Source organism: Anaerobiospirillum sp. NML120449 (genome assembly GCF_023051105.1).
Lineage (GTDB): Bacteria > Pseudomonadota > Gammaproteobacteria > Enterobacterales > Succinivibrionaceae > Anaerobiospirillum.
In genome coordinates this window covers 1-14,958 of the sequence record NZ_JALKIL010000019.1, presented here as the reverse complement: position 1 = coordinate 14,958, position 14,958 = coordinate 1, and the positions used below count along the sequence as shown (strand labels likewise).

Annotated in this window: 6 protein-coding genes; 2 read left to right on the top strand and 4 right to left on the bottom strand. The window is 52.1% G+C overall.

The annotated features are described in order from the left end of the window. Positions 1 to 217 precede the first annotated feature (217 nt). A complete protein-coding gene (gene glgB / locus MXE41_RS06885; protein WP_246978310.1) occupies positions 218 to 2,428 on the bottom strand; it encodes a 1,4-alpha-glucan branching protein GlgB in 2,211 nt (736 codons plus the stop codon). A 1,220-nt stretch (positions 2,429 to 3,648) separates the two neighbouring features. On the opposite strand from glgB, the gene MXE41_RS06880 reads away from it, so the two are divergent. After that, a complete protein-coding gene (locus tag MXE41_RS06880) occupies positions 3,649 to 3,831 on the top strand; it encodes a hypothetical protein (protein ID WP_247099969.1) in 183 nt (60 codons plus the stop codon). On the opposite strand, the gene malQ is transcribed toward MXE41_RS06880, so the two are convergent. After that, the gene (gene malQ / locus MXE41_RS06875; RefSeq protein ID WP_247099968.1) at positions 3,814 to 6,054 is read right to left on the bottom strand and encodes a 4-alpha-glucanotransferase; all 2,241 of its coding nucleotides are present in this window, start codon (positions 6,052 to 6,054) and stop codon (positions 3,814 to 3,816) included. The genes MXE41_RS06880 and malQ overlap by 18 nt on opposite strands. A 1,183-nt stretch (positions 6,055 to 7,237) precedes the next feature. On the opposite strand from malQ, the gene gap reads away from it, so the two are divergent. After that, positions 7,238 to 8,248: a type I glyceraldehyde-3-phosphate dehydrogenase gene (gap, locus tag MXE41_RS06870; RefSeq protein ID WP_246978312.1), complete on the top strand. Its 1,011-nt coding sequence runs from the start codon at positions 7,238 to 7,240 to the stop codon at positions 8,246 to 8,248. Between the two features lie 2,291 nt (positions 8,249 to 10,539). On the opposite strand, the gene MXE41_RS06865 is transcribed toward gap, so the two are convergent. Both MXE41_RS06865 and MXE41_RS06860 read right to left on the bottom strand, forming a co-directional pair. Further along, positions 10,540 to 11,802, bottom strand: coding sequence for an anaerobic sulfatase maturase (locus tag MXE41_RS06865; protein ID WP_247099967.1), 1,263 nt, complete (start codon positions 11,800 to 11,802; stop codon positions 10,540 to 10,542). Positions 11,803 to 12,321: 519 nt separating this feature from the next. Next, the gene (locus MXE41_RS06860; protein ID WP_247099966.1) at positions 12,322 to 13,983 is read right to left on the bottom strand and encodes a sulfatase; all 1,662 of its coding nucleotides are present in this window, start codon (positions 13,981 to 13,983) and stop codon (positions 12,322 to 12,324) included. Positions 13,984 to 14,958 lie beyond the last annotated feature (975 nt).

Genomic DNA, 14,958 nt, shown 5'->3' with positions numbered 1-14,958 from the left:
ACAAGGAAGTTTGCAGGATGATGCAGGTTCCGCCCCATGTAACAAGGATCAAAGGAAAACAGAGCTGTTGTCTTAACGATCAGCTAAAACGGAAAACACTGATCGCTTAATTAAGCCTGTAAAAAGGGCCGTCGTCTGTACCAGGGGCAGCAGACAGACGGCCCCGGAAAATCAGGCAGCCTTCATAAGATTTAACTGAGGCTGCCATTTATCCGTATCAGTCACCAACTCTCTTGATGAAGATGGTGGCCAGTGGAGGGAGATCCAGCACGAGGCTGTGATACTGACCCTGCCAGGAAATGTTGGAAGCCTCAAGGTTCTCAGGGCCGGTTGAATAACCTGAACCCCAGTACTTCTTGTCATCGGTGTTAAATACCACCTTGTAGGTACCAGGACGTGGCACACCCAGACGGTAGGCCACATAAGGCACAGGAGTGAAGTTGGAGACCATGATGATCTCGTCCTTGTTCTGACCTGATCCTTGAGCATTGTCTCTGTCAGGCAGAGTACGCAGCATGGCAAATACGGAGTGCTCAGCGTCAGATACGTCCAGCCAGCGGAAAGCATCAGGATCGTAATCGTTAGCCCAGAGCACGGCATTTTGCCTGTAGAAGTGGTTGAGGTCCTTGACCAGAGCCTGAACACCCTTGTGCTTGTCGTACTGCAGAAGCCACCAGTCAAGGCTGGCGTCGTGATTCCACTCATTGCCCTGACCAATTTCAGTACCCATGAAGTTGAGTATCTTGCCAGGGTGACCGTACTGGTAGGCAAGGAAAGAACGCAGATTGGCGCACTGCTGCCACTCGTCACCAGGCATCTTGTAGAGCATGGAGTGCTTGCCATGAGTTACTTCATCATGGGAAATGGAGAGGATGAAGTTCTCGTTGTAGGCATAGATCATGGAGAAAGACATTTCGCCATGGTGATACTTACGGAAGTAAGGATCCTGTGACATGTACTCAAGGGAGTCATGCATCCAGCCCATGTTCCACTTGAAGCCGAAGCCCAGACCACCGGTATAGGTAGGACGGGATACGCCGGTGAAGGCTGTGGACTCTTCGGCAATGGTCATGGCGCCAGGGAACTTGCGGTAGACAATCTCATTGAACCACTTGAGGAAGGAGACAGCCTCATAGTTGATGTTGCCGCCGTTTACGTTAGGAATCCACTCACCATCCTTACGTGAGTAATCCCAGTACAGCATGGAAGCTACGGCATCAACACGCAGACCGTCGATGTGGTAGTAGTCAAGCCAGATTAAGGCGGAGGCTACCAGGAAGTTACGAACGGTATCACGGCCAAAGTCGTAAATCAGGGAGTTCCAGTCAGGGTGCCAGCCACGGCGTGGATCTTCGTACTCATATACTGGAGTACCGTCAAAGCGGGCCAGACCATGGGCATCGGTTGGGAAGTGGGCTGGTACCCAGTCCAGAATCACACCGATATTGTTCTGGTGACAGGTATCAACGAAGAACTTGAAGTCGTCAATACCGCCAAAGCGGGAGGTAGGTGCAAACAGACCTGTTGGCTGATAACCCCATGAGCCTGAGAATGGATATTCCATTACCGGAAGCAGCTCAATGTGGGTGTAGCCCATTTCCTTACAGTAGTCGACCAGCTCACGGGCCAGTTCACGGTAATTAAGGCTGCCACCGTCCTGACGGCGCTTCCATGAGGCAAGATGCACCTCATAAATGGACATAGGCTGGGTAAGCTTGTCATTGAGCTGAGCTTTGCGCCACTCGTCATCGTTCCACTTGTAGGTGGTCTGATCGGAAATGATGGAGGCAAAGGAAGGATACTGCTCGTGGAAGAAGCCTACAGGGTCGGCCTTGTGAGGCAGACGGTTGCCATTGTTGTCCTTGATTTCAAACTTGTAACGCTGGCCGGCCTCAAGACCTGGGACAAAGAGTACCCAGTGACCAAGGAGGGAACGGGCCATTGGGTGACGACGGCCATCCCAGAAGTTGAAGTCACCGATTACGGCTACGCTGGTAGCTGAAGGAGCATATACGGCAAACTTGGTACCACGTACCTTGACACCGTCAAGCTCGATCTCAACGAGCTGAGCACCCAGAGTCTTGTAGATATTCTCAGGGGTCTCATACATGGTGTTCAGACCGTAGAAAGCCTCCTCACGGAACTGGTAAGGATCAATAACCTCTACAGTGGCATCGTTGTACTGAACTTCAAAGTAGTAATGGAACGGGCCAGTGGCATCCTCAAAGACCTTCTCAAAAAGGCCGTCAGGATTGACCACGTTGAGCTGACCGAGTTCTTTTCTTCCTTTCAGAGCAAACACACGGCAGGCAGTGGCACCCGGAAGCCAGGCACGCATGATATAACCCTTGCCGTTAGGATCAGGCTGCAGGCCCAGAACCTCAAAAGGTTTGGTCAGACGTGCACTGTTAAGTTCATCAATAAGCATTTGTAGCTCCTTTGTGTTTGGCATTCTCAGGCTGGCCAGCCCTTAGGGCCGCCATGAGCCGCGAGCGCTCAAATCAGGCTGATTGGAGTATATCCTGACAGATTAAGGCGCCCTGAGACGCACAATCCTTTTCCTGCCGGCATAACAGAGCATATGCAGGACGTAGCTTCAGAAAGGACAGCTCCTATGTTATTTCCACACGGATAAAGCACCTGCACGGCAGGGCCTGTGGCTTTAGGGCAAAGATGCCCTGGCTTTCAGCCGCTCTCCTGAAAAACAGCTCTGTATGTCCGTACATGGCATGCCCCCAATGATACTGGCCGCCATATCAGGTGCATCATGTGCACTCAGAGACAGGCGTCAGCAGCTGGGTACAAGGTCCTGCGGTCCATACTCATGAGCCCGGGCTCACTGTGAGCAGGTTTTCAGGAGAACAGCAACAGCTCTGCACAGTTCACACCTGCAGGTAAAACTCAGGGTTCAGACTGTCAGCGCAAGGTACTCAAAACACTACAGAAATCAAAGTCCAGGATTAAAGTAAAAATTCAAAGCATGCGTGATTAAGTCTGTTAGGCGCGAGGCGCGCAGCTGTCAGATCTGCCTCCATTAGTTTATATCATGCACTGGCCGTGTGAGTAAGCCAAAAGCCATTATCGTGGCGGGGTTCTCATTATTGATAAATCTAATGCAGCTTTTGCAGCCAAAAGTTTGCGCTGTGATCGAAAAATGGGCGCAAAGCCCGCACAGCTTGCCCTGACCACGCAAAAAATACGCTCCGGCCACCAGCCCCATCCACAAAGCACAGCAAAAAACACGGACAAACTGCCAGGCAGCCCTGCCCACACTCACGCAAAAGCCCGAATCCATGCACCATGCACCGACTACCGGAACATGACCTGACCAGGCCACTGAACAGGCTCCACAGCATACTGTACACAAAAATAAACAATGGACATCAGCCATTATAGCCCGCCAGTACGCCCTTGTACTATGACAGCCGTCCTCACCCTGACCAGTTGCAACCCACAGCAGGCCTGCCCTCATGAGGCATGCTTGCTGTGGGGGCTGCCCCATGCCATACGTCCATTGGCAGTACGACCGGCCCTCGGTCCTGCGGACCATTGACCGTTCGCCCGGACCTCAGGGCCGTGGTTTCCGGCTGTAAGCCAGACAGTGTCCCCATGGCTGCAGGCACAGGCCCCGGCCGCCCCTCATATTTCATGTCAAAAAGACAGAGGGCCCTGCACTTCATTTATGAAATGCAGGGCCCTGCAAAGCGGCAGCTGCCCCGGCCGGAGCAGACTGGCGCTCAGCGGCTGGCCGGTGAGCGCTATGGCAGCGCCATGGCGCTGCTGATGCAGCGCGGCCATGGCTGTGCGCAGATTTTAGTGGCGTCGATTTGAGGCTTCCTCACGTGCCTGAGTCATGGCACGGGTGAGCTCCTTGACGAAGTTGTCCTTGTCGAGGTCCTCAACATTGACGGTGAGCTTGCGTCTCCAGTTTGGATACTCACGGAAGGTGCCAGGAACGTTCACAGGCTTGAGCACACCGGTCCAGTCCTCAATCTGAGATGAGAACAGAGCACAGGAGCCACGACACATGTGACGCTCAATACCAATGATTAGATCAGGGGTCATTTCAGGAATATCGGCGGCACGACGTGGCACCTCATCACCAATGGAACCAAGGCCATGGAGACTGTCGAGTATGCGCTGCTTGTTCCAGTGACGCTCATCGCCGATCTGCTTTACATTCTCGTCGTTGTAAATGCCCAGCTCCTTGCCCAGCCTGAGATCGTAATCAGACCACCAGCCCATCAGAGTTGGCATGTCGTGAGTGGTTACGGCACTCAGAGCCTGAGGCTCATAGTCCTGAGGTGCAATATAGCCGCCATCGGCCGCCTTTTCACCAAAGAAGAGCTTGTAGGACAGTGCACCGGATTCCTTAAGAGCAATACGCAGCTCCATAGGGATAGTGCCCAGATCCTCAGCAATGATAAGGCACTTGTTGCGCTGTGATTCCAGAGCCAGAATACCCAGCCAGTCGTGGATATTGTTGTAAATATAGGCGCCTTCAGTTGGCTTGTGATCGACAGGTACCCACCAGAAACGGTACAGACCGGCAGCATGGTCGATACGCAGGGCGCCACAGGACTTCATATTGGCACGGAAGAGCTCAATAAGCTGACTGTAGCGGCTGCGGCGCAGGGCATGAGGCTCCATTGGAGCAAGACCCCATGACTGGCCCAGCGGACCTAAAGGATCAGGTGGAGCACCTATCTCGGCAGAACCACGGTAGATATTGTCAGTGTCAGACCAGACATCGCAGCTGCCCTCGCTTACGCCCACAGCCAGATCACGGTAGGTACCAAGCACCATGCCGTCATCCCTGGCAGACTGGTAAGCCTCCTCAAGCTGCTCCTGAGCCAGGAACTGCAGATAGCAGTAGAAGTAGACCTTTTCCTTGTGTGTTTCACGCCATTTTTCAACAAAAGGCCCCTGACAGTCATGGTACTGCTTAGGGAACTTCATCCATCCCCAGGCATTGATACCCTCGTCATAGAACTCACGCTGCATGGCATCGTAGGTGGCCATATTGAGCAGTGACTCACCGCCCTGACGGACGAACTCAAGGAACTTCTTGCCACGGTTGGAGCGACGGTCGGTCATGCGGTTGTAATCGAAGACCATGTCAAGAACCTTGAGCTTGAGATCGAGTACAGCCTTGTAGTCAACATAGTCACGGTCACGCAGCGAACGCAGCTTCTTGGCAAATTCCTGAGTACCGGTAAATTCACGGGCAGCATCACAGCTCATGAACTCAGGGACCTCAGGTACGCTGATGTAAATGATGTTCAGCCAGCGGCGTGAGGAAGGGGAATAAGGGCTGATCATATCAGGGTCAGGATTGGCCGGATAGCCCGCATGCAGCGGATTAAGACCGACAAACTGACCGCCACGGTCATGAACAACCTTGAGCAGCAGGCGCAGATCGTGGAAATCACCTACGCCCCAGTTAACACGGGAACGCAGAGAGTACAGCTGAACGGAAACACCCCACATCTTCTGACCGGCCATCATTGGCTCAGGTACATAACATCTGAGCGGGGTCATGATGAGCAGCTGCTCAATAGACTGAGTGTGCATTACGCCATCTTCAATCACAACCTTAAAGGAGTGATAGCCAAGAGGCAGGCAGCCCAGAGACATTGGCAGCTCATTGGTAAGAATAAAGCGGCGGGTATCGTAGACCCGGCCCTGAACTTCCTCGTAATCTGCAATTTCGATTTCATCAAGCGGGGTGACGCCCTCATGCACATCACCGTTTTCAAGAGTAAGGGTCCAGCGCAGTACTGCAGCCTCGCTTACCTTCTCAGGGGTGCGCACCATGATAAAAGGATGCTCACCCATGCGGATTACGCATACAGGATCAAGAATTTCCTGATAAGGAGTAATTTCCTCCTTAAGCATGCGCTCCTGAAGAGCCTGTTCATTGCTAAGGTCATAGCCCATGGCTCCGAGCGTGGCCAGACGGGCTTCTCTGGTGATCCGGGTGTACTGGCCATTGCAGTCTAAATAGTCGCGTGCAATGCCTACCCGATCGGCAAAATTCTCTAAATCAATCATCTGTTATAAACCTCACAGCCAGGCCTCTGCCGCCTGAGCTTCAAAAGGCACAGGCATGGCTGGCGGCAGCCTTATATTTACCTTGTCGCAGCATGGCCGCATCCCGGCCGCATCCCGGCCACAGTGCGGCCACAGCATGGCGCAGCCAGACCGCAGTGCGGCCACAGCATGGCGCAGCCAGACCGCAGTGCGGACACAGCATGGCGCAGCCAGACCGCAGTGCGGACACAGCATGGCGCAGCAGCGTGGTCTCACCAGGTCCTGGTCAGGGCTGTTACTCCCTGATGCATGTGACCACACAGCAAAAGACAATGCCCGCAACGCCACTTTTGAACACGACACATCCCTGCTGACGACATACAGTCCTGACGGCATCAAATAAGCAATCCCATTCCCCCTGCCCGATGCAGCCTGAGCAGGCAGCTGCAGGCGGCACAGAGCCGGTCTTTATGGAGACTCCCTCAATCCGCACAGGATAAAGTCCTGTCAATAATGTACCCGATAATTGGGACAATATTAGTCGATCACGTCAAATTTTCACTATCAAGCCCTATAAGAACTGCATTTTGCTGCATTACCGGCCCTGTCCCGGGGAACCTGGCACCAGAGCGCTCAGGTGATGTCCCGTGTCTGGCAGCGCAGGCTGGAACCTGAACACAGCCTCAGGACACATTCAGGGAGCGTGCACCGCCACCCCTGCAGCAGAAGCTGACAAACAGACAGAGTAAACTGATAAACAGGCTAAAGTTCTTAATTTATATCCATGTGTAAACTCAGCAGAATCACCTGGGCACAGGGAGGAGAAAAACAGCTGGTGGCAAAATGGACAAAATTACAAAAATTGAACGATTTTGGGCACATTTGCCCCTTTTCAGGGCTGAAAATGGCAAAAAACAGCCCCAAATGCTCAAATCTCTAAATCATGGTTCACACGTATGACATGGGCCCTGCAATTTTTCTTTCCATTACGATTAAATGGTCAGAGGCTGGCCTCCGACAGCCTCAAAGCTCATATATAAGCCAGTTACAACATTTAAAAGCTGTGAAGTGTGTGGATATTTGCAAAAATATTTGGTGGAAACTGTACTGGCGAACAAAGAACTTGCTTGAATTTCTCAACAACTGGAGTATATTTGGAAACACTTATCCAAACTAGTAACCACACAGATAGGATACTTTTATAATGACTATTAAAGTTGGTATTAATGGCTTTGGCCGTATCGGTCGTTTCGTATTCCGCGCTTCCATCTACCGCCCAGAGCTCGGTATTCAGGTTGTAGGTATCAATGACTTACTCCCACCTGAGTACATGGCTTACATGCTCAAGTACGACACCATGCACGGCGCATTCAAGGGCACCGTTGATGTCAAGGACGGCAACCTGGTCGTAAATGGCAACGTAGTTCGCGTAACTGCCGAGCGTGATCCTGCTCAGTTAAAGTGGGGTGACATCGGTGCAGAGTATGTTGTTGAGTCTACTGGTTTATTCTTAACTGACGAGAAGGCCCGTCTCCACATTGAAGCTGGTGCCAAGCGCGTCGTTATGTCCGCTCCTTCCAAGGATTCCACCCCAATGTTCGTAGTTGGTGTTAACGACAAGACCTACGCAGGTCAGGACATCGTTTCCAACGCCTCCTGCACCACCAACTGCTTAGCTCCATTAGCCAAGGTTATCAACGACAACTTCGGTATCGACCTGGGCTTAATGACCACTGTTCACTCCACCACCGCTACCCAGCGTACTGTTGACGGCCCATCCTTAAAGGACTGGCGTGGTGGCCGCGGTGCTTCTCAGAACATCATCCCATCCTCCACTGGCGCTGCCAAGGCTGTAGGTAAGGTTATCCCTGAGTTAAACGGCAAGTTAACCGGTATGTCTTTCCGCGTTCCTACCGCTGACGTTTCCGTAGTTGACTTAACTGTTACCTTAAAGAAGGGCGCTTCCTACGCTCAGATCTGCGAGGCCATCAAGGCTGCCTCTGAGGGTGAAATGAAGGGTGTATTAGCTTACACCGCTGATGAAGTTGTTTCCTCTGACTTCTTAGGTAACACTCACACCTCCATCTTCGACGAGAAGGCCGGTATTGCCTTAACCGATAACTTCGTTAAGCTCGTATCCTGGTACGACAACGAGATCGGCTACTCCAACAAGGTTCTCGAGTTAATCCGTTCCATGGTTGACTCCGGCAAGTAATCTGAATTTCAGATAACTTCAGGACCTCGTTTTGAGTTCCAAAAGGAAGGGGCCAAAGGCCCCTTTCTTTACTTTCATAAGGGCGCTGTTTCAGGCAGAGCCCTTTGACATTTCTGGAATATCGATACAGCATCAGGTTACATGGGACCCATGGCCCGGCAAGGCTGTCCATGCCCGCCCCGCCCTTACAGGTCCAGCCAGGCCGGCAACACAGGCTCTGCCCGGCTCAGCCCGGCAGGCTGCAGCCACTGAGGCTTTGCCTGCCCGAGACGGCCCCTGCAGGCCGCATCCACTAAGGCTTCGCCTGCCCGATACGGCCCCTGCAGAAAGATTTCTGTCAAGTAACCTTCCCTGTGTGAGCTGCCCATACCACAGGAGCAGCTGACCTCCAGAGACTCCAGACCACTGCAGGCGCTGCTGCTACCCTGTTGCAACAATAAGGACAGCTTCGCCCCGGTCGACCTGAAGCATGTTTCCTACCGGTATTACACCGGCGTGTCTGAACAACCCTGCCATAATGCGGCTTCAGTCAGGAGGCTTTTGTCCCCGGTTGCAGACATGAAGGCTGAGCATGACTTTCTCCGTGCTCGCGCCCCGGGGCCCTGAGCCCCTGCCAATTAAATCTGTGTGTATTGCGCCCTTTTCAGGGCGCGCTTTGTTTACGGGCCCTGCATTTGCCCCGGACAGCTGCCAGCAGGCACCACCAGGTTACCACCAACCACATCCAAATATCTTCCCCACCCCATTCATAGCCACTCCCTTACCCTGTTCCATCAAGCCTGCAATGCCAGAGCAACCTTGCTTCACTCAGTTATATTGATTTATATAAATCTTTATAAGCGCACGTCACAGCTGCCTGGCCGCTGCTACGCAAGTGATTGCAGTGCACTGCACCCTGCAGCTGGGACAGCTCATACTCCTGCCGACAGCTGGCCTGCATACCAGTATGCCTGCCGGTCTGACATACTGATCGACTCAAGCCGGGCAAGATAGGCCGACATACCGATCGAGCCAGGCCGAGCAAGATGGGCGACATACCGATCGGGCCAGGCCGAGCCTGCTGGCGTGCCAGGGAGGATGACATACTGTCAGAGCAGGCAAGGCCGGCAGGCTTTATTGAGCCAGCGGTCCTTTTGGTGAAGCCTGAATTAACAGAGCCCTGCTTTTATGACAAAGACAGGGCTCTGTGTGTTTACAGCTGCTGCACAGGGCCATACTGATGAGCTGACATCAGCAGACACTGACGGGCAAGGCCTATGATAAGGCTAATGCGATAATGGAGCCTACTAAACAGACAATAGTGAAGGCCAGAACAATACGCAATTTCTTTGGGATTGGGCACTTGCTGCCGCTGTTCTGCTCGCTCATGTTAAACCTCGTAATTTGAGTGAAAGAAAAGAATTATAGTAACAGATCCTGAAATAAATCCTGAAAGAAGCTCAATCAGCCAGCCCTAATACACGCTGTACTGACCATGAGGCTGGCGTTTATGCAGGCCAAGGCTAATGCCGACAGACGTTTATGCCGGCCATGGTGCACAAGCCGGCAGGCATTTATGCCGGCCATGGTGCACAAGCCGGCTGGCGTTTATGCCTGCCAGGTGCTCAAGCCAGATTGTGATTCTTTGCCGGCCATGGCTCAGGCCATGCTGGCCAAAGCTCTTTAGAAAAAGGTAAAGGCAACAATAGCACCTGCCAGAGCTGCAAGGATGAAAGCCAGTACAACTCGCTTATTATCTGGTGGCGGAGACTTGCCTCCGTTATTCTGCTCGCTCATGTTAAACCTCGCATTTTTAGTGAAAAGTCGGACCAATTAACAGTTAATGTGACGGGTCCTGAGTGGAAGCCTCAATATAATAAAGAGATAAGACCTTTTGCCGGTACTCATGCACACTGTGTGCATGGCAAAGCCACAGCCGTCTATCAGTATCTGCAAGCCTGGTGCTCAAGCCGCGCCGAGAACACTGATAACTGTCTGCTCATGCGCAGACATACTCTCCTCAAGGCACATAAAGAACAGGTATATACCAGGTCATCATAATGAGCTGAATAGAGCCATTGTATCAGGTGGACTAATAATCACTGCACAGTGCATGGTCTGTGCACTATAGACGGGCATATCTGATACGGAGCACGCTGTCATACAGCCGTGCAGGCTCACACAGCGAGGTGGCTGGCTGGCCACAGTCCGGCCCGGCATTGGGCGCAGCCATGGCCAGGCCGCTGGTGGATCAGCCATGCTCAGGCACCGGCAGCCTGGCGGCATGGCGGCATGGCGGCATGGGGTATGCGCTACTGGCCGTCGGCCAGGGAGGCGCGGATTTGCGGGACGAGGTCCTTGACGGCTGTATAAGGGGCCTTGTTGTCCTCAAGGTAAACCATGGTATTGAGATATGGAACCATGGCCTTGAACAGAATTTTGTAACCCTCGCAGAAATAGGTCTTTGGAGCTCCACCAGTTAGATCAATGCGGTGTTTGATGCAGCCTCCATTGCACAGCTGCAGATAAGGGCACTGACTGCAGTCGCTGCTCAGATTGAGCTTATGGGCGCTCAGTCGTGAGGCTTTAAGCGGCTTTAAAGAGTACAGCTGGTCACTTTCAGTCTGAGGAGCCTGGCTCTGGCCATTGACCTTACAGTTCAGAGGTTTGAGTTCAGCGGCTCTGGCAATATCGAGTATATTGGCAAGGCGGTACCTGGGATAGACAGCCTGATCACACTCGTAAATATCACCGTTGGCCTCCAGGACAAAGTTGTCCGGACAGCGGTTTTCAAAGACACAGGAGTGATGTCCCATCCCAAGGGTACGGGAAATAATGCTTTCAAACTGGCGGACTACAATTTTGCCAATGTCCTTTTCTATCCACTCATTGAAAATGGCTGACATAAAGGTGCCGTAGGCAGCAGGTCTGATGGAAAATCCCCTGGTCTCATAGGCAGGAGCAATATTGTCAAAATCGCTGTTTTCAGGAGTAGTCTCCACAACCTCGGAAAACTGCATGAAGGTTGAGCCCAGCTCCTTGAGGAAATTGTAAACCTCAAGAGGGTGATCACAGTTGCTCTGACTGATACAGGTAAGCGTGTTAAAAGGTATGTCATGCTTTTTGAGCAGCTCAATGCCCCTGACTACCTGCTCATGAGATCCCGATCCATCCCTGCCCTTGCGGTACTGGTCATGAAGAAGAGCCGGACCGTCTATGGAGACTCCAAGGAGCACCTTATGCTTTTTGAAGAGCTCACACCACTGGTCATCAATCAGCGTGGCATTGGTCTGTACGGCATTTTCAATAACCTTGCCCTCGGCATACTGACTCTGAATGGCAAAAGCCTTTTCAAAAAACTTTCTGCCAGCCAGCAAAGGCTCACCACCCTGCCATGTAAAGAGCACATGATCTGACGGACAGTCCCTGATATAGCGGGGAATAAAGGCCTCCAGCACCTCATCACTCATAATGCCCTTATGAAGCATGCCCTGCTCTTCACCCTTAGGCAGATAAAAGCAGTAAGCACAGTCAAGATTACAGGTAAAAGAAACCGGTTTGATAGTGAAATGCATGGGCAATCCCAGTATTAAGGCACAGACAGAAGCAGCGGCCGCTGATGCGGCTACAGCTGCAGCCCCTGCGGCCACAGCTCCATCTTAAAGTCAGATCCCGAAAAACAAGACAGCCTGCTGCTGACAGCTGACAACTGTCATCCCAGGCTTAAGGCAAGTGCACTGTCCACTGTCCTGCAGCAGAGAGCTGCAGGGGCAGCACCAGTGCATGATAAAAATTCAGGGCCGACAGCTCCGCCGTCAGGCTGCGTCAGGCAGCGCCTGGCTGCAGGCTGTGACCTGACGCAGCCTGCCTGGCAGGCGCGATGGCGCCGTAGCGCCAAAGGCGGCGGGACGGTCGGCCCTGAACTCTCATATTACAGAAAAGCCGGGTTTCCGTTACGCATCAGCCTAACATCGGCCCGGCATGGGAGCAGGTATGGTGGGCCATGCTATCTGGTAAGTCCATCAGCACTGCCATCACCTGCCAAACTGGTCTGTCTGCGCTCTGTAGAGCTGACAGACCTGACTGTGCGCCTGTTACCTGGCTAAGGCATCAACAATCTTCTGATACTTAGGCTGGTTAATCTGGTTTAAAGGTGCCACTGACTCATTGAGACGATCACGGGCAATCTTCTTGAGCTGCTCAACAACCTGAGGCTTGTCCATGGTGAGATCGTTCTTGAGCTGGAGGTCACGCAGATCGTACAGACGGGTAGCATTATCCTCAGCGGTATAGATAAGCTGATAGTCGTTGGTACGAACAGTGTAGGTAAACTCGCTTAAGTTCTCAGTGTTAGGGTTATGAGGATAGTGGTCTGACTCAAAGCGTACGTACTTGTGGTAGTTATCCCAGAATGGAATATTGCGTACGTCAAACCAGTGTGAAAATGAAGTCAGCCATACCAGAGCTTCGTGAGGGTTGCCCTTATTCTTGCCGTTTACGTATGGCAGTAAGGATACGCCGTCAAGCTTGAGGTCCTCTGGAACAGGAATGCCGGCAGCATCCAGAGCTGTTGGGTAGAAGTCCATGGCAGATACGAGCTTGTCGTACTTGCCGGTCTTGAGCTTGCCCTTCCAGTACATGAACATAGGGGTGTGAACACCACCAGGATAAGTCAGGGACTTGTAGCCGGCCTGAGCGCCATTTAATGGCAGAGGACCGTCAATAACAGCACCGTTGTCAGAGGTAAAGAAGATTAAGGTGTTGTCCAGCTGACCGTTCTTGTCCAGCTGCTCAAGCAGACGCTTTACACCCTGGTCTACAGAGTAGACAGAGGCATAGTAGTTGTCAGCAGTCTTGGATCCGGTGTTGAACTTGCTCTGATAAACATCAGGAGCAGCTACGTCATTTGGAAGGTGAGGAGCGCTGTAGGCCAGATAGAGCATAAATGGCTGATCAATGGCATCAGCGCGGTTTACTGCCTTGATGGCAGCTTCAGTGAGCTGGTCGGAGATATAGCCCTCAGCCTTTACATGCTCACGGTTTTCAAAGAGAGCAGGTGAGTTGTAATAGGCAGTGCCAGCTGGATGGAAGCCAAAGAAGTAAGTGAAGCCGCGATTTTGTGGCTGACCAGGCTCGTCGCCATAGGTGACGAAATTGTCATGGTAGTCACGGGTCTGCTGCTCTTCAGGAACTGGAATATTGGTAATCTTGGACAGATGCCACTTGCCCACACAGGCAGTGTAGTAGCCGTAATTCTGGAAAAGCTCTGGCAGGAAGGTCTCTGATGTTGGAATACCGTCCTGGGAGTCAGTATTACCGTATACACCATAGCGTGATGGCTGACGGGCGGTCATGATGGCGGCACGAGATGGGCCGGACATGGCATGAGCAACATAGCCCTGAGACAGACGTACGCCGTCGTCCATTAAGGAACGCAGTGTAGGAGTGGAGTTACGGGCTGCTTCAATGGCCTTCTGAGGATCGATCTTGAAAGTGGCAACCTGCTCGCGGTTTTCCATGGTCTTAGGATCGAATGAGGTCTCATCGTATGGAAGCTGACCGTAGCCGAGGTCATCCATGGTAATCACGATGACATTTGGCTTTTCTTTGGTGGTGTATTCAACAGGAGTGAAGTCAGCAAAAGCTACATTGGTAGCGGTTGCCTTGCCGTTGTCAGCAGCAAAGGCTGCAGAGCCAAAAGAGGAAAGGGCTACGCCCACTGCCACTGCAGTTGCGGAAAGTTTCAGATTCTTCACAGACTTGTCCTCTGATATATCTAAGTCGTGTACCTGACCTTGTCAGGGTCAGGCCGCATCATCAGCCCTGTAGATAAGAGCACCTTCAGACCGGCAAAAGCCCATGAACTCATGGCCTTAAAGTAGCGGGCATCAGGCTACATACCGACTGTTGCTTACACTTTCCCTCAATGCAAAGTAAGGAGTCAGAACAGAGGGAAAATGAGTCAGACCAGTAAGACCTGAGAAAGATAAAGCATACAAACAGCATGTGATCGAGGTAATTCTTTCCCGACGGGCATTGCAAAACAGCCTGTGAGCCTTAAGGCTCAAAGGAGCAATACCGCAGGTTAAGGCATCATCCCCATGTATCAGGCAAGGCTCCCGGGAAAAGGGCACGTGCACGGTGTGGTCGAGATACGATCCGGAGATATTTCTATAACAGACAGGCCTCCACGGTCCAGTCGTGTCATTAATAAAGAGCCAGGAAAGCATTTTCAGGGCGTCAGATGCGCCTTTGCCATCAGTTCAACCTGCCAGTTATCAGTCACACAGACTGTATCAATCGGAAACACAGACTGTATAAATCAGTAACACTGACTGAATAAGGCAGGAGGCAAAGAAACTGATGCACTCGTTCTAGGTTAGTACAGTGATGATAAAAATTCACAGGAAATTAACAAAATTGTGAGACGGCTCCTGAATTATTTACACTTGTTTACAAATACTCTTCAAAAGCCGGAAAACCGGGACAGATTCCCATAAAATGCCCATACAACATACGTTGGAGACATGCTTATGACAAGGATCATAATCGGACAAAAATTTATGTCACATCCCGGTTACCACCACTCACCCCACTTGGCATCAATCGAGTAGGGGTGGTTCCCCTCTCACACCACCGTACGTACGGGTCCGTATACGGCGGTTTCAACCATTGTTACCGCCCAGTTTTGCTTCGTATTGGGCGTTAAGCATATTCAGGTTAAGCCATCC

What these genes read in the sequence shown, in the direction of transcription:
- MXE41_RS06865 (WP_247099967.1), bottom strand. Translation starts at nt 11,802, where the DNA reads ATGCATTTCACTATCAAACCGGTTTCTTTTACCTGTAATCTTGACTGT.
- MXE41_RS06880 (WP_247099969.1), top strand. Translation starts at nt 3,649, where the DNA reads ATGTCAAAAAGACAGAGGGCCCTGCACTTCATTTATGAAATGCAGGGC.
- glgB (WP_246978310.1), bottom strand. Translation starts at nt 2,428, where the DNA reads ATGCTTATTGATGAACTTAACAGTGCACGTCTGACCAAACCTTTTGAG.
- malQ (WP_247099968.1), bottom strand. Translation starts at nt 6,054, where the DNA reads ATGATTGATTTAGAGAATTTTGCCGATCGGGTAGGCATTGCACGCGAC.
- gap (WP_246978312.1), top strand. Translation starts at nt 7,238, where the DNA reads ATGACTATTAAAGTTGGTATTAATGGCTTTGGCCGTATCGGTCGTTTC.